Source organism: Streptomyces sp. NPDC003042, from assembly GCF_053591315.1.
In genome coordinates, this window is sequence record NZ_JBSFTP010000016.1 from 83,182 (window position 1) to 97,855 (window position 14,674).

Sequence of the window (14,674 nt, forward strand, 5' to 3'; positions counted from 1 at the left end):
CGGCATGGACTTCCAGCCGACCGAGGACCAGCGGGCCCTGCGGGCAGGCGTACGGGACCTGCTGGCCGGGCGGTACGGGCGGGAGGCGCTGCGGGCGTCGGTGGACACGGGGGTCGCCGTGGACCGGGCCCTGTGGCGGGAACTGGGCGAGGCGGGCTTCTTCTCCCTCCGCCTCCCGGAGTCCGAGGGCGGGGTCGGGCTCGGCCTGCCGGAGGCGGTGCTCGTCTTCGAGGAGGCGGGGCGGGAGCTGTTGCCGGGGCCGCTGGTGGCCACGCACCTGGCGGCCGGGGTGGTCCCGGGGGCGGCGGCCGGGACGGCGGTGGTCACCGCCTTCGACCTGGGCGGACCACTGGTGACGTACCTGGGGGAGGCGGACGCGGTGCTCGGCGCGTCCCGCGTGCCGGTCGGCGAACCGGTGCGCTCGGCGGACCCGCTGACGCCGCTGCACCGGGTGGCCTCGCAGGGGGACTGCGAGGCGTACCGCTCGACGGGTGCGCTGCTGACGGCGGCGCTCCAGGTGGGCAGCGCGCTGCGGACGCTGGAGCTGGCGGTGCGCTACGCGGGGGAGCGCGAGCAGTTCGGGCAGCCGATCGGCGCCTTCCAGGCGGTGAAGCACCTGTGCGCGGGGATGGTGGTGCGGGCCGAGCTGGCCCGTACGGCGGTCTACGCGGCGGCGGTGACGGGTGACGGGGCGGAGATCGCCGCCGCCAAGCTGCTCGCGGACGAGGCGGCCGGGCTGGGCGCCCGGGACTGCCTCCAGGTGCACGGCGGGATGGGCTTCACGTGGGAGGCGGACGTCCACCTGCACCTGAAGCGGGCGTGGGTGCGGGCGGAGCAGTGGCGTACGGCGGGGGAGGCGGAGGAACTGCTGGCGGAGGACCTGCTGGCCTCGGCGGCGCGGTAGGCGCGTAGCTCGGTGTCACGGGCGGGCAAGGGCGGGCACGGGGCGGGCAGGGGAGGGGCACGGGCAGGTACGGGAGGGACGGTGCGGGACGCATGTCTGATTACGGAGAGTTGATATCGGTTCGTGTCCTTCGCGCACCCCGATCCGGCCCGGGGTCAGGGGTGCGCTCCGGTACGCTCCCACGAATGCGAGCGGTTGAGCGGCGCGAGCGCCGCACAGTATGCACCACGCCTACTCCTTCGCGCTGGAATATGCCCGAAGCGCTTGTTGTCGTGACTGTATGTCAACCATGCTGCTGCGCACGGGGATCACGCGCGGTGATCCCGTCCCGTCGCGAGGCGAAGTGTCCGCCGGTTCGGATGGTGTGAGCGGTGCAGGTGCTTCAGGTGCAGCTGGAGGTAGGCCCGGACCCCGCCGAGGTCGGCAGGGCGCGCCGGTGGGCGCGGTCCAGGCTGGCGGGCTCGGGCATGGGGGACGACGAACCGCTCGCCGAGACCCTGATCCTGCTGATCTCCGAGCTGGTCACGAACGCCGTCGTGCACACCGGCTGCCCCGCCGTGCTGCGGATGCTGTTCGGGGAGCCGGGAGTACGGGTCGAGGTCGCCGACGCGAGCGACCGCGCACCGGCCCGGCGGCAGGCCGCCGGTGACGAGACGGGCGGACGCGGGCTGGAGCTGGTGGACGGACTGGCGGACCGGTGGGGCTGGCAGCGCGAGGGCGCGGGCAAGCGCATCTGGTGCGAGATCGACCGGGCCACGCAGGGCGGTCCCGGGGGGACCGCGAAAAAATCATGGACCGATGCGGGAACCGCGCGTGTACCTCTAACGAGGTGTTGACGGTTCGTCACGAGTTGATCACCCTGGTGGTGAGCGATTCGTCGCGAGGGGACGCCAAGGGTCCTGCCTTGACGAGTGCGGGTCGTGGGGTGGCGGCTGCCGTGCCGCGCTCGGGGCGTGCACGCGCGCACGCCGCCACCCGCAGTGCCGCCATTCCTTCTTGACGCGCCGCCCCCCGTCCGGCGTGGGCCGGCCGGGATCGTCGCTGGGCCGGAGCCGGATGCCAATCCATCGTCGGCCCGACCTGTTCCGTAGGATCGGCCGGATGGCCGACCTCTACGCCCTCGACCTCGCCCTGGACCTCGACGAGTCCACCGCGGAGCCGGCGCTCGCGCTGATCCGGTGGCACCTGTCCGATGACCCCGAGGCCCTGCTGAGCGCGAGCGGTCCGGCGTACCGCGTGGGCGGGACCCTCACCGCCGAACTCGTCCGGACCCCGGCCGGCTGGTCGTTCACGGCCCGCCAGGAGATCCACACGGAGAGCCTCCCCGAACTGGCGTACGTCCTCACCACCCTGGCCCCGCACATCACCGCCCCCGACCCGATCGGCGCCCTCCGCTTCTACGAGGAACTGACCCCGCAGCCCATCACCCTCGACGCCGACGGCACCGTCCGCCTCCCGGAGGGCTGAGCGGAACCAACCGGAACGGCAGGTCAGTTGGCCACTTTGTGCGTGCCTGTTTTCGAAGCCATGGCAGGTCTAGGGTCGGCGGATGACCTTGGAATGGGAACAGGTAATTGTTCACTCGGTTGATCCGGTGGCCTTGGGGCAGTGGTGGGCTTCAGCCCTTGGTTGGGTTGTGGTCCACTCCTCCGATGAGGAGTTCGAGATCCGCCCGGAGGCCGGATCGCCTGCCGGGATTGGACTTCGTCCGGCTTGATGAGAGCAAGAAGGTCAAGAGCCGACTGCATCTCGACTTCAGGCCTGATGACCAGGACGCCGAGGTGGCTCGCCTGGTTGCTCATGGCGCACAGCGTGTTGATATCGGCCAGGGTGATCAATCGTGGGTCGTACTGGCAGACCCCGAAGGTAACGAGTTCTGTGTCCTTGGCCAGCGGCGCCAGTAACTTAGCGTTTGGAGGAGGTCCCCTCGAAGAGACGATGGTTCGGCTTTCCCCACTCCGGGACGGTCATGCGGCGCTGCCTCAGGTGTGAGGCGTAGGGCGGGGCCTCATGTCGGCGCACAGGTGCGGCGTGGACGTGCTCACTCTTCACTGGGGTGCGGCCGCACGGGGCGCGGCAGTGGCTGACGCCAGTCGCCCAGCAGCGTGAGGAGGAACTGGCGGGCGAGAGTCCGGACCTCGTCCCAGGCGGGGTCCGTAGCCAGGGCGTCGGCCCACCGGACGGCGCGACTGTCGGCGTCGATCTCGCCGACGCGGCGGCCCACGGCCTGAAGGTCGCTCAGGTTCTCGGGTTCGAAGGCTCCGCGGTCCGTAAGTCCTTCGGTGTACTGGTCCCAGGCGCGGCCGGAGAAGACGGCCTTCACCCAGTGGACCCTCCGTCGTACGTGGTGATCAGTTCCCTGGCCTGTGCGTGGCCGGCGTCCAGCTCTGCGATGGATTCCACGAGGATCTGTGCGTTGCGCGGCGAACGCAGCAGATAGACGGTTTCCTGCCAGGACCGGAAGTCCTCGGCGGACATGATCACGATGTCGCCGTGCTCGCGGGACGCGACCTCTACGGGTTCGTGGTCTTCGTTGACCTGCCGGATCAACGGGTACAAGCGCTGCCGGGCTTCGTTCGCCGAGATCGGCATGGCTCGCCTCCAGGTGCATCCGAATAACGCGATGAGTCGTACGGCATTGCCGTACCAGTCGGGGGACTGTCCTGTCCTCTCATGCTGGGCCCGGTAGGTAGTCGACGGGTCGTGCGCGCCACTCGGGGTGCGGCCCGTTGCGCAGGACGATGCTGAAGCCGGCACCCGCTATGCCTTCCGCGCGGACGTCCAGCCCTGGCGGCGGAGGCTTTCGAAGCCGTCCAGGAGGAGGTCCAGGGCGAATTCGAACTCGAACTGGTCGTCGCAGCCGCCACCGACCGTGGAGCCCCCGTCGTGTGCGGCCGTCGCGGCCAGTTCCGCGATGTGCGGGTAGCGCGCCGCCAGCCCGGGGTCCGGCGGGCCGGAGGGGCCCGAGGTGTCGAACAGTTCCTGGCTGAAGCCGAGCAGGCGGCTGCCCATCGCGTGCATGACGTGGTGCGTGAGGTCGGCGGAGAGGCCGCCGTCCCGGAAGCTCCCGGCCATCGAGTCCAGGTACGCCAGCACGGCCGGGGTGGGGCCGGTCCGCGACTCGATGACCCGGGCCGCCCAGGGGTGGCGGAGCAGGACCCGCCGAGCAGAGAGGATCCGCCCGCGGACCACGCGCTGCCAGTCGGGGCCCGCGGCCGGCGGGTCGATCTCGCCGACGACGGCGTCGGCCATGCCGTCGAGCAACTCCTCCTTGTTGGCCACGTGCTTGTAGAGGGCCATCGGTACGACGTCCAGCTCCTGCGCGAGCCTGCGCATGCTGAGCGCGTCGATGCCGGTGGCGTCGGCGAGCGCGACGGCGGCGCGCAGGACGCGGTCCCTGTTCAGGGGGATCCGTTGCGTGTGCGTGGCTTCCTGCCGGGTCATTCCGGTTCGGCCCCTTCCCTCCTCGACAACGCCCTCTCCTTGACGAGTGTACGACGTACACCCTATGGTCGCTGCCAGGTGTACGGCGTACACCACACCGAGCGAGAGGTACCGAGAAGATGAGTCCGGACCGGAGAACCGCGGTGGCCGCCGGGTCGCTGTTCCTGCTGACCGAGGCCGCCGCGATAGCCGGGGCGGTTCTGTACCGCCCCCTGCTGGGCGCGGCGGACGGCCGGCTCGCGCAGGGCGCCGATACGCGGGCGCTGTTCGGGGTGCTCTGCGAGGTGGTGCTGGTGGTGGCGGTGGCCGGTACCGGGGCGGCGCTGTTCCCCGTCCTGCGGCGCCATGGCGAGGGCCTCGCGCTCGGGTACGCCTTCGGGCGGCTGCTGGAGGCGGCCGTCATCGCCCTCGGGATCGTCGCCGTCCTGGCGCTCATCACCCTGCGGCGGGACGCGGGGGCGGCGGATGGCGCCGACGTCGCGCTGGCGGCCGTGCACGACTGGACGTTCCTGCTCGGCCCCAACATCGCCCTCGGCCTGAACACCGTCCTGCTCGCGTACCTGGCGTACCGCGCACGGCTCGTGCCGCGCTTCATCGCCGTGCTCGGGCTGGTCGGCGGGCCCCTGATCTGCGCCTCGGCCGTCGCCGTGATGTTCGGGGCCTACACGCAGCTCTCCGTGGCGGGGACGGTCGCCGCGCTCCCGGTGTTCGCCTGGGAGCTGGGGCTGGCCGGGTGGCTGATCGTCAGGGGGTTCGGGCCCGGCTCAGGCACCGCGTCCCGGGATGAGTCTCCGTAGCGGGTGCGATCGCGGCGGCGCGGTTGCGCAGGAAGGTGCGCAACGACTGCGGGGATAGTGCTTCCGCGTCCATGCTGAGCTGCCACAACGCCCATTCGGCGTGTCGTGAATCTTGGAAGGTCACCTTCCAGCCGCAGCCGGCCGTCTGTGTCGGGTTCTTCCGCGCGGACAGCCAGCGCGGTGTCCAGCAGCTCGTCCCGCTGCGCCGGGTTCACCCGTACCCGCACGGTGATGTGGTCGCCGCCGGAGAGGTGCGGCGTCTGGCCCGTGGCCGCGTAGTGGATGCGCAGCTTGTGTCCGGTGAGCACCGCGCGCCTGACCTCGATCATTGTGGTGTCGGGTACGTCGGGGCGCGGCGAGCAGGTGGTTCGTCCTGGTGGCAGGGGAATGAGGAAGGCGGTGTCCCCGGCCGGGGCGCAGGCCGGGGCCACCGCCGCTCATCGGTGCTCTAGAGGGTCAGCACGGGCGAATGTGGTAGACGGGCGTCCAGGACGCCGTGCCGGTGGACTTGGCGACGTTCGACCAGCGTTCGCTGCCGTTCTCGTTGTAGAAGCGGGCCCGCGTGCCGGAGGTCTGGTTGTTGTTGAACGTTCCGTCGCCGATGCCCCAGAAGTCGTAGTAACCACAGCGGTAGAAGTCGTAGTTGTTGCCCTGGCCGTCCCGAATGCACAAGTGCCCGTGGTCGCAGGCCAGCGCCACACCGGGAGCGGCCAGGTCGCGGACCTGCGCCTGGCCCGGGACGGCGAGGGTCAGGGTGCCGCCGGCGGTCGTGAGCTTGTTCGCGGAGACCTGGCGCGCTTGCGAATCCTTCGCGAGGACGCCGTCGACTTTCTTCTGGAGCTGGGCCGCTTGCGGGCCGGTCAGCCCCGCATCGCGCACCTGCTCGGCGTAGGCGGACTGCTGGGTCTGGGAGGTGGCGGAGGCGTTGGTGGTCAGAACCGTGCCTGTGATCAGTGCCGCGGTCGCGGTCATCATCGCCAGGATCTTGCGCGGTGACATGGTTGATCCCCTCTTCTTCTGCGACCCGGGAGCCACTCGCTCATGGTGGTGGCCTTGGAGACGCCAACCCATCGTGTCGGAGTCATGCCGTGCCATAAAGGGAGGAATCAGCCGCTCCGCGACCGCCCCACCGCCCTTCCGTCGATACCTCGAATGGGTGGCAGCCTCAGGGGTCACCGGCGTTTCCGCCGGCCGTCGGGGCGCACGGGTGCGCGGCGCGCGCCCCTTCGGCCGCCCGGCCTGGCTGTCCTTCCTCACCGGCCGGAGCCGGCCCCTCCTTCGGAGGCGGGCCCGGCTGCGTGGCGTGATCCGGAGCCGAGGCCTCAGGGGATGGCCACCGGCGCGACCGGGGTGCCGGTGGCGCCGAGGGCTCCAGGGCGCCTTGTGGTCGATCTCGGTGGCCAGGGTTCTAGGTTCCCTCTTGCGGGCGATTGCGGGCGTGCGAGTTTCGAACTAATTTCAAAGATATGGGGACTGAGAGTGCAGCCGTGAACTTCTCCGAGCTGGTGAACAAGAACAAGCAGACGCTGGCTCTGCTCAAGGACCAGCCACGGTTGCTGCTCCACCGCAGAGACGGAGAGGACCTTGTCCTCACCACCGCAGCACGGGCTGAGCAGGACCAGACCGTAGTGTCGGCCGCCACGTGCATGCTGGCCGCGATGGCGAGGAGGGAGCCCGGTAGTACGGCACTGCTCCTCGACATACTGCCCGATGCATTTCCCTGGGTCCGCTTCCTGCCCGAGCCTGATGTCCATGCCTTTGCTGTCGAGCTTGTCGCCACCATGCGCGCCGCCGAGTCCATCGCCAACAGCGCGTCCGTCGCCCAAATGCTCACCGCCTGGCAGCACACAGCCGAGGTCTACTCCGACCCGGACCTGCTCGTCGCGCTGACCAGGGATCACGGCACGGACTACGGCCCGGTGCCCGACCCTCGGGACGCGGCATGACCGCAGGGAGGGGCGACCGAGCTGCACCTCCCGCGCCGGAAGGGCAGTGGGACGTCCGTTTCGCTGACGCGGCCTCGGCCAAGGGCTGGGAATGCCTCGCGCAGCAGGCCCGAGAAAACACGTACCGAGCCTGGATCGCCATACGCACGGATCCGCGGCCGGCCGTCGAGACGCCGCGGCACCACCGCTCAAGGGGGCTTTGGCGCACGGGACCCATCGCGGACAGATCTGCGAGCAGTGGCAGATCGAGGTGACTGGAGGCGGCCGGGTGTGGTACCTCGTCGACACCGCCCGCGACATGTGCTGGATCACGTACGCGGGAACGGCGCACCCGCGAGCCACGGACCGCTGACGAGCCGCTGCCCCGCCCCGTCGGCGGGGCGGGGTGCCGGGGTGCCGGGGGTCGCGGGGCCGGGGTCAGAGGATGGCGACCGGGGCGACCGGGGTGCCGGTGGCGCCGACGAAGGGTTCCGGCATCGCGGACAGCAGGAACGCGTACCGGCCCTCTTCCGCACAGGCTGTGGACAACTTTTCGAGATTCCAGTTCTGGCCCTGGTGCATCCCCATCTCGACCAGGTCGAGTGCGTGGACCGGAAGCCAGAGATTATCGATCTCCGGCGGGAAGATCTCGAAGGTGAGGGTGTCGTTCGCGACGGCCGCCACGTCCCGGGCGTGGAACCACTCCGGCGTGCGGATGGACAGGCCCGGTGAGGGGTAGCCGTAGCCGTGCTTGTCGCCCGCCAGGTAGACCTGGATCTGGCCGGTGCGGACGAGGACGATGTCGCCGGGGCGGACCGTGACCCGGCCGAACTCCTCCGCCTCCTCCAAGTCCCCCGGCGTCACCGCGTGGTCGCCCGCAAGCCGCTCGAGGCCCTTCGCGCGCGCCACGTCCAGCAGCACGCCGCGCGAGACGATGTGGCCCGCCTTGTCGATGCCGCTGAACTGCGCGCGGGTGTGCGCGGTGATGGTGGAGGCCGGGCGGCCGTTGTAGATCTTCCCGGAGTGGGAGACGTGGGTCAGGGCGTCCCAGTGGGTCGCGGCCTGGAGGCCCATGGTCACGGCGTCGTCGCTGCACGCGACCGTGCCCGGCCCGAAGATCTCCTGGTTGATCTGCACCATCGTGTGCAGCGGGTTGATCCGGCCGGGGATCAGGCCGGCCTGTACGCCGTCCTCCTGGAGCGGCAGTGCGAGCGGGACGCGGCGGCCAGTGCGGATCTCGGCGGCAGCCGCGCGGACGACCGCGTCGGTGACCAGATTCAGGGTGCCGATCTCGTCATCGGCGCCCCAGCGGCCCCAGTTGTTGACGCGCTTCGCTATGTCGTGGAACTCGGCGGCCAGGGCCGTGGGGGTCATGGGTGTCATCGGGGCCATGGGTTTCATCAGCTCCTTGCGAGGGCTTGTGCTGCGGCGTCCGACTGCCCATAGAATCTAACGGTCCGTCAGAAAACGCGGGAAGGGGCCGGACGTGGGGAACTTCTTGGCAGGCAAGGTCGTCGCCGTCACGGGCGCGGGCCGGGGCATCGGACGGGCCGTGGCCCTCGCGGCGGCGGCAGAAGGCGCCAGGGTCGTCGTCAACGACTACGGCGTCGGCATCGCAGGGGGCGGGGAGCCGAGCAGCGAGATCGCCGACGGTGTGGTGAAGGAGATCCTCACGGCGGGCGGCGAGGCCGTCGCCGTCGCCGACGACATCTCCACCATGGCGGGTGGCCAGCGCATCGTCGACACCGCGCTCGCCCGCTACGGGCGCATCGACGGAGTCGTCTGCGTCGCCGGCATCCTGCGCGAGCGGATGCTGTTCAACATGTCCGAGGAGGAATGGGACCCGGTCGTCGCCACCCACCTCAAGGGCACCTTCACCCTCTTCCGCGCCGCCTCCGCAGTCATGCGCGAACAGGGCGCCGGCACCCTCATCGGCTTCACCAGCGGCAACCACCAGGGCTCCGTCGCCCAGGCCAACTACAGCGCCGCCAAGGGCGGGATCATCTCCCTCGTACGCAGCGCCGCGCTCGGCCTGGCCAAGTACGGGGTCACCGCCAACGCCGTCGCCCCCGTCGCCCGCACCCGCATGTCGGCGGGTGTCCCCATGGAGCTCAAGGAGATCGGCGAGCCCGAGGACGTCGCCGCGCTCGTCACCTACCTGCTCAGCGACCGGGCCAGGGCCGTAGGGGGCGAGCGCATCACCGGGCAGGTCTACACGATCGCCGGCCCGAAGATCGCCGTCTGGGCGCAGCCGCGCGAACTGCGCGCCGGGTACGCCGAGGGTTCCTGGACCCCCGAGAAGATCGCCGACTTCCTGCCCGGCACCGTCGGCACCGACCCGATGCCGATGCTCGCCCAGCTGGAGGCCATGGCCAAGGCGGCGGCGGCCAAGGAACGCCCCAACGCTTAGGAGGCTCCATGGACTTCAGCTTCGCGGCCGAGGACGAGGAGCTGCGCGGCCGCGCCCGGGCGTGGCTGGCGGAGCACCTCGTAGGGCCGTACGCCGACGCGGTCGGCCTCGGCGGGCCGGGCAGCGAGCACGAGGGGGTGGCGGCGCGGCGCGCGTGGGAGCGGGAGCTGGGGCGCGGCGGCTGGATCGGGCAGGGGTGGGACGTACCGTCCGGGGCGTACGGGCAGCAGCGGCTCTCGCTCACCGGGCAGGTGGTGTGGGCGGAGGAGTACGCGGCGCTGCGCGCGCCCGGCCGGGTCGGCCACATCGGGGAGAACCTCCTGGCCCCCACCCTGACCGCGTACGGGGACCAGGAGCAGCGCGACCGCTTCCTGCCCGGCATCGCGCGGGGCGAGGAGCTGTGGTGCCAGGGGTACAGCGAGCCGGACGCCGGATCCGACCTGGCGGGGGTGAGCACGGCGGCCGTACGCGACCGGGCGGACGGGCGGCTGCGGGTCACCGGGCAGAAGATCTGGACCTCGCTCGCGGCGGACGCCGACTGGTGCTTCGTCCTGGCCCGGACGCAGGCGGGGTCGAAGCGGCACCGGGGTCTGTCCTTCCTGCTGGTGCCGATGGACCAGCCGGGGCGGATCGAGGTCCGGCCGATCCGGCAGCTGTCGGGGACGGCGGAGTTCAACGAGGTCTTCTTCGACGGGGCGGTGGCGGCCGAGACGGTCGGCGGCGAGGGCAACGGCTGGACCGTGGCCATGGGGCTGCTCGCCCTGGAGCGGGGGGTCTCGACGCTGGTCCAGCAGATCGGCTTCGCGGCGGAACTGGAGCGTGTGGTGGCCGCGTACGTGGCGGCCTCCCTGGCCGACCGCGCCGGCGGGGACGCCGCCGACCCCGTGTTGCGGGAGCGGCTCGTACGGCAGTGGGCCGAGCTGCGCACCATGCGGTGGAACGCGCTGCGGACGCTGGGTGACGCGGTGGATCCCGGGGCTCCGAGCGTGGCGAAGCTGCTGTGGGGCGGATGGCACCGGCGGCTCGGAGAGCTGGCGGTGGCGGTCCGGGGCGCGGCGGCGACGGCCGGGCCGGGGCTCTGGGCGCGGGGAACACCGTACGAACTCGGGCTCGACGAGGAGCAGCGCCTGTTCCTGTTCACCCGGGCCGACACGATCTACGGCGGCTCGGACGAGATCCAGCGGAACATCATTGCCGAGCGGGTGCTCGGCCTGCCTAAGGAGCCCAGGTGAGAGGCGTCGTATTCGACGGCAAGCAGGCCCAGGTCGTCGACGATCTGGAGATCCGCGATCCGGGGCCGGGGGAGGTGCTCGTCGCGATCGCGGCGGCGGGGCTCTGCCACAGCGACCTGTCGGTGATGGATGGGACGATCCCGTTCCCGCCGCCGGTGGTGCTCGGGCACGAGGGGGCGGGTGTGGTGGAGGCGGTTGGCAGTGGAGTTTCACATGTGACAGTGGGAGATCACGTGTCACTGTCCACGCTGGCGAACTGCGGGGCGTGCGCCGACTGCGACCGCGGCCGGCCGACCATGTGCCGCAAGGCGATCGGGATGCCCGGACAACCCTTCTCACGGGGCGGGAAGCCGCTGTACCAGTTCGCCTCCAACTCGGCCTTCGCGGAGCGGACGATCGTCAAGGCCGTGCAGGCCGTCAAGATCCCCCGGGAGATCCCGCTGACCTCCGCCGCGCTGATCGGCTGCGGGGTGCTGACGGGCGTGGGGGCCGTGCTGAACCGGGCGAAGGTGGACCGCGGCGAGAGCGTCGTGGTCATCGGCACCGGCGGCATCGGGCTCAACGTCCTCCAGGGCGCGCGGATCGCGGGGGCCACGACCATCGTGGCGGTGGACGCCAACCCGGCGAAGGAGGCGGTGGCCCGCCGGTTCGGGGCCACGCACTTCATCGACGCCTCGACCGTCCCCGACTCCTCCGCGGCCGTCCGCGAGATCCTGCCGACGGGCGCGGACCACGCCTTCGAGTGCGTGGGCAACGTGAAGCTGATCCGCCAGGCCGTCGACCTCCTCGACCGGCACGGGCAGGCCGTCCTGCTCGGCGTGCCGGGCTTCAGGGAGGAGGCGGCGTTCCTCGTCTCGTCCCTGTACCTGGACAAGACGATCATGGGCTGCCGCTACGGGTCCTCGCGCCCGCAGCGTGACATTGCGCTGTACGCCGAGCTGTACCGGCAGGGCAAGCTCCTGCTGGACGAGCTGGTGACGGAGGTCTACCCGGTCGAGGACTTCGCCAAGGCGGCGGACGACGCCCACCACGGGCGCGTGGCGCGGGGGGTGCTCACGTTCTGAGGTGGGGGGTGGGGGTCGGGGGTTGTGCCCGGCCCCCACCTCCCGGTCCCGTCCCCGGCTCAGGAGGTGAAGCGGCCGAACCGGCCCTGATGGAACAGCAGCGGCCCGCCCTCGCCGGCCGCGCCCATGGCCTCGACCCGCCCCACGACGATGAGGTGGTCTCCGCCGGTGTGGACGGCGTGGATCCGGCAGTCGATCCAGGCGGGCACGTCGTCCAGTTGCGGCGACCCGGTCACGGGGGCGGGCCGGTGGGCCACCCCGGCGAACTTGTCCGCACCGCTGACGGCGAAGCCCCGGCACAGCTCGCCCTGCTCGGCGCCCAGGATGTTGACGCAGAACACCCCGGCGCGCGCGATGCGCGGCCAGGTGGTCGACGTACGGGCCACCATGAAGGTGACCAGGGGCGGGTCGAGGGACAGCGAGGCGAAGGACTGACACGCGAAACCGGCCGGCCCGTCGTCGCCGGGCGCGGTGATGACGGTGACCCCGCTGGCGAAGTTGCCCAGTACGGCCCGGAACTCGGCGGGACTGACGGGCGCCCGCTCATCCTCCCCGACGGCCCGCAGCTCGGGCCGCGGCAGCGCGTCGACCGGCTGTGTCTCCGACTCCGGCTCCATGGAGGTGGGGGAGCCGACCGACCTGAGGTATCGGACGACGGTGGCCGCCATCCCTGCGTGTCCCATCACACGACCGATTGAAGCTGACGGTGCGTCAGATAGGAAGGGGCGGGCATGGGTAGGACCATGTCGGCGCATGCGGGGTGCGGGTTTATCGCTTCCCGCGGTGGGGGTGGCCGGATGGCGTGAGTCGTTGGTCGGAACTGGAGGCGAGGCGGCCGTGGAACGGAAGGCACCGCAGGAGAAGAAGCGGATGAGTTACCTCAAGGACCGACGCAACAGCTACGGCGAGAACGACAAGAGCTCACGTAAAAGCATCCGCAGGAACAAGCGAGCGCCCAAGAGTGCCGACCGGCGAGGCCGGTATCTGGTTCTCTCGGCGCTTATCGGCCTACGGACGGCGGATGGGGACGCGGTCGAGCAGCGACTGTCGACCCGGCGGCCGAAGTCATGGAGGAAGTCCCCCGACGCGCCGTTGGGGCAGGTGGTCATCGGGGACCTGGAGCGACGAATCCGTGCCGGCATCGAGGACGGGGCACAGGCCGACGGGCGGATCCGCGAGGTGCGGCGACGCCTCGGCCATCCGAGCTGATCAGGGGCGGGGGTGTGGGGCGGGGGTCGTGGGGCGGGAGCGTGGGGCGGCCGGGGGTTCGGTGGCCGGTGTCCAGTGATCCGGGATCAGGGAGGGTATGGGGGCTTCCCGTCAGTCTCATCGTCTCTCCGTGTCGGGCCGGCCCCTCAAGGGCGCTCCTCCTCGTTCCTCGTCGTCGCGTCGCTTCGCGATGGCCTTCGGCCACCCTTGACCGACCGTCCCGCCCCGGACATACGAAGACTGTCGGGAAACCCCCAAAAGAACGGCACGGGGGGAGGAGCGGGCATGCGAGGAGATCAGGGATGCGGGACTGGAGCCAAGGAGGCCAGCATCCATCTCACGGCGGCCAGACGGTTCCCGGGAGCGTGGGTGCGCATCAGATCGCTACTCGCTCCACACGTCTCGGCGGCTGCCACCCGTCTGTGGCCGGGCACAAGCCGCCCATGCTCCCCAGCGCTTCTCATCGACGGCGACTGACGGCCGCCTGTGGCCGGGCACAAACCGCCCATGCTTCCCAGCGCTTCTCATCGACGGCGACTGACGGCCGCCTGTGGCCGGGCACAAACCGCCCAAGCCACCTGCGCACCTCGCGTGGAAGGCGGCCGTCGCCCGTCTGCGGCTGGTCACAAGCCGCCCAAGATGCCTGCGTGCCTGCCTTGAGGGGTGCCCGTCGCCTGTCTGTGGTCGGCTACAAACCGCCCACGACGCCTGCATGCCTCGCATGGAAGGCGGCCGTCGCCCCTCTGTGGCTGGACACAAGCCGCCCACGACGCCTTGGTGCATCTCGATGCGGGCGACCGTCGCCCATCCGGGCTGAAGGCCCCAAACAGCGCCCATGTCGAGCTGTGAAGCGGTCAGAGCGACCTCCACACCACAAACACGCGTGCAAACTAGGGTAATTGCGGCAATTTGGCGGCCCCTGCGCGCGCCCACTCGTCCAGACCGCAATCCACCACGACATACCCGCTGCCAGCCGTCTTTTGACCCCATCGGACGGTCAGTCGCCGTCGATGAGGCGCGCCGGAGAGCGTGGGCGGCTTATGCCCAGCCACAGGCGGCCGTTCGCCGCCGGGACATGAGGCGCGCTGGGGAGCTTGGGCGGCTTTTGCCCGGCCACGGACGGCCGTCGGGCGCCGTCGGTGCGGAGCTCTGGGGTGCTTGTGCGGCTTTTGCGCGGCCACAGGCGGGGGTCGGTCGCCGAGATGTGTGGAGCGAGTAGCGATCTGATGCGCCTGACCCCGCTGAGGGGCCGCCGGCTCGGTCTGGTCGCTGTTTCGTGAGGATGGGCCGGCCCCGACTCGGGGCTGGATGGTTGTCGACCCCGGATGGGGATCGTCCTGCCGGGGCAGGGGCTCGCATCCCTGATGACCTCGCATGCCCGTCCCTCTCCCCGTGCCGTTCTTTTGGGGGTTTCCCGACAGTCTTCGTTTGTCCGGGGCGGGACGGCCGGTCAAGGGTGGCCGCAGGCCATCGCGAAGCGACGCGACGACGAGGAACGAGGAGGAGCGCCCTTGAGGGGCCGGCCCGAACCGGAGAGACGATGAGACTGACGGGAAGCCCCCATACCCTCCCTGATCCCGGATCACCGAACCCCCGGATCACCGAACCCCCGGATCACCGAACCCCCGGATCACCGAACCCCCGGATCACCGAACCCCCGGATCACCGAACCCCCGGATCACCGAACCG

15 protein-coding genes and 2 pseudogenes are annotated in these 14,674 nt (G+C 70.9%); 10 read left to right on the forward strand and 7 right to left on the reverse strand.

Annotation, left to right across the window (positions count from 1 at the left end; translation table 11 throughout):
- Positions 1 to 4: 4 nt before the first annotated feature.
- From ACWDYJ_RS12045 to ACWDYJ_RS12060, 4 genes and pseudogenes are all read left to right on the forward strand, one after another.
- Positions 5 to 904, forward strand: coding sequence for an acyl-CoA dehydrogenase family protein (locus ACWDYJ_RS12045; RefSeq protein WP_451565394.1), 900 nt, complete (start codon positions 5 to 7; stop codon positions 902 to 904).
- Positions 905 to 1,275: 371 nt separating this feature from the next.
- The gene (locus tag ACWDYJ_RS12050; RefSeq protein WP_451565395.1) at positions 1,276 to 1,740 is read left to right on the forward strand and encodes an ATP-binding protein; all 465 of its coding nucleotides are present in this window, start codon (positions 1,276 to 1,278) and stop codon (positions 1,738 to 1,740) included.
- Positions 1,741 to 2,005: 265 nt separating this feature from the next.
- Positions 2,006 to 2,371 (forward strand): hypothetical protein, encoded by a 366-nt coding sequence (locus ACWDYJ_RS12055; protein ID WP_451565396.1) that lies wholly within the window; start codon positions 2,006 to 2,008, stop codon positions 2,369 to 2,371.
- 82 nt (positions 2,372 to 2,453) lie between these two features.
- Positions 2,454 to 2,808, forward strand: a pseudogene (locus ACWDYJ_RS12060) (VOC family protein).
- Positions 2,809 to 2,945: 137 nt separating this feature from the next.
- On the opposite strand, the gene ACWDYJ_RS12065 reads toward ACWDYJ_RS12060, so the two are convergent.
- From ACWDYJ_RS12065 to ACWDYJ_RS12075, 3 genes are all read right to left on the reverse strand, one after another.
- Positions 2,946 to 3,227, reverse strand: a complete 282-nt coding sequence (locus ACWDYJ_RS12065; protein WP_451565397.1) for a hypothetical protein — start codon at positions 3,225 to 3,227, stop codon at positions 2,946 to 2,948.
- On the reverse strand, positions 3,224 to 3,496 hold the full coding sequence (locus ACWDYJ_RS12070) for a type II toxin-antitoxin system Phd/YefM family antitoxin (protein WP_451565398.1): 273 nt from the start codon (positions 3,494 to 3,496) through the stop codon (positions 3,224 to 3,226). Before ACWDYJ_RS12070 ends, ACWDYJ_RS12065 begins: the two co-directional genes overlap by 4 nt.
- A gap of 168 nt (positions 3,497 to 3,664) precedes the next feature.
- Complete coding sequence (locus tag ACWDYJ_RS12075; protein WP_351455040.1) at positions 3,665 to 4,348, reverse strand: TetR/AcrR family transcriptional regulator C-terminal domain-containing protein; 684 nt, start codon at positions 4,346 to 4,348, stop codon at positions 3,665 to 3,667.
- 119 nt (positions 4,349 to 4,467) lie between these two features.
- Here ACWDYJ_RS12075 and ACWDYJ_RS12080 point away from each other — a divergent pair, with 119 nt between their 5' ends.
- Positions 4,468 to 5,145, forward strand: coding sequence for a DUF4386 domain-containing protein (locus ACWDYJ_RS12080; RefSeq protein WP_451565399.1), 678 nt, complete (start codon positions 4,468 to 4,470; stop codon positions 5,143 to 5,145).
- Here the strand turns inward: ACWDYJ_RS12080 and ACWDYJ_RS12085 are convergent.
- Together ACWDYJ_RS12085 and ACWDYJ_RS12090 are read right to left on the reverse strand one after the other, a co-directional pair.
- Positions 5,133 to 5,561 (reverse strand): annotated as a pseudogene (locus ACWDYJ_RS12085) (DNA-binding transcriptional regulator); the annotation flags it as partial. The gene ACWDYJ_RS12080 and the pseudogene ACWDYJ_RS12085 overlap by 13 nt on opposite strands.
- A gap of 40 nt (positions 5,562 to 5,601) precedes the next feature.
- Positions 5,602 to 6,144, reverse strand: a complete 543-nt coding sequence (locus ACWDYJ_RS12090) for a hypothetical protein (RefSeq protein WP_451565400.1) — start codon at positions 6,142 to 6,144, stop codon at positions 5,602 to 5,604.
- 467 nt (positions 6,145 to 6,611) lie between these two features.
- Between ACWDYJ_RS12090 and ACWDYJ_RS12095 the strand changes: the two genes are divergently transcribed.
- Positions 6,612 to 7,091: a hypothetical protein gene (locus tag ACWDYJ_RS12095; RefSeq protein ID WP_451565401.1), complete on the forward strand. Its 480-nt coding sequence runs from the start codon at positions 6,612 to 6,614 to the stop codon at positions 7,089 to 7,091.
- 417 nt (positions 7,092 to 7,508) lie between these two features.
- On the opposite strand, the gene ACWDYJ_RS12100 is transcribed toward ACWDYJ_RS12095, so the two are convergent.
- Positions 7,509 to 8,453 (reverse strand): cyclase family protein, encoded by a 945-nt coding sequence (locus tag ACWDYJ_RS12100; protein ID WP_451565420.1) that lies wholly within the window; start codon positions 8,451 to 8,453, stop codon positions 7,509 to 7,511.
- 103 nt (positions 8,454 to 8,556) lie between these two features.
- Between ACWDYJ_RS12100 and ACWDYJ_RS12105 the strand changes: the two genes are divergently transcribed.
- From ACWDYJ_RS12105 to ACWDYJ_RS12115, 3 genes are read left to right on the forward strand one after another with little or no spacing between them, the layout of a single operon-like run.
- On the forward strand, positions 8,557 to 9,480 hold the full coding sequence (locus ACWDYJ_RS12105; RefSeq protein WP_451565402.1) for an SDR family oxidoreductase: 924 nt from the start codon (positions 8,557 to 8,559) through the stop codon (positions 9,478 to 9,480).
- Positions 9,481 to 9,488: 8 nt separating this feature from the next.
- Positions 9,489 to 10,712, forward strand: coding sequence for an acyl-CoA dehydrogenase family protein (locus ACWDYJ_RS12110; protein ID WP_451565403.1), 1,224 nt, complete (start codon positions 9,489 to 9,491; stop codon positions 10,710 to 10,712).
- The gene (locus ACWDYJ_RS12115; protein WP_451565404.1) at positions 10,709 to 11,776 is read left to right on the forward strand and encodes a Zn-dependent alcohol dehydrogenase; all 1,068 of its coding nucleotides are present in this window, start codon (positions 10,709 to 10,711) and stop codon (positions 11,774 to 11,776) included. Before ACWDYJ_RS12110 ends, ACWDYJ_RS12115 begins: the two co-directional genes overlap by 4 nt.
- Positions 11,777 to 11,835: 59 nt before the next feature.
- On the opposite strand, the gene ACWDYJ_RS12120 is transcribed toward ACWDYJ_RS12115, so the two are convergent.
- Positions 11,836 to 12,444, reverse strand: a complete 609-nt coding sequence (locus ACWDYJ_RS12120; RefSeq protein WP_451565421.1) for a flavin reductase family protein — start codon at positions 12,442 to 12,444, stop codon at positions 11,836 to 11,838.
- A 169-nt stretch (positions 12,445 to 12,613) separates the two neighbouring features.
- Between ACWDYJ_RS12120 and ACWDYJ_RS12125 the strand changes: the two genes are divergently transcribed.
- Positions 12,614 to 12,985, forward strand: a complete 372-nt coding sequence (locus ACWDYJ_RS12125) for a hypothetical protein (protein ID WP_451565405.1) — start codon at positions 12,614 to 12,616, stop codon at positions 12,983 to 12,985.
- Positions 12,986 to 14,674: the final 1,689 nt, after the last annotated feature.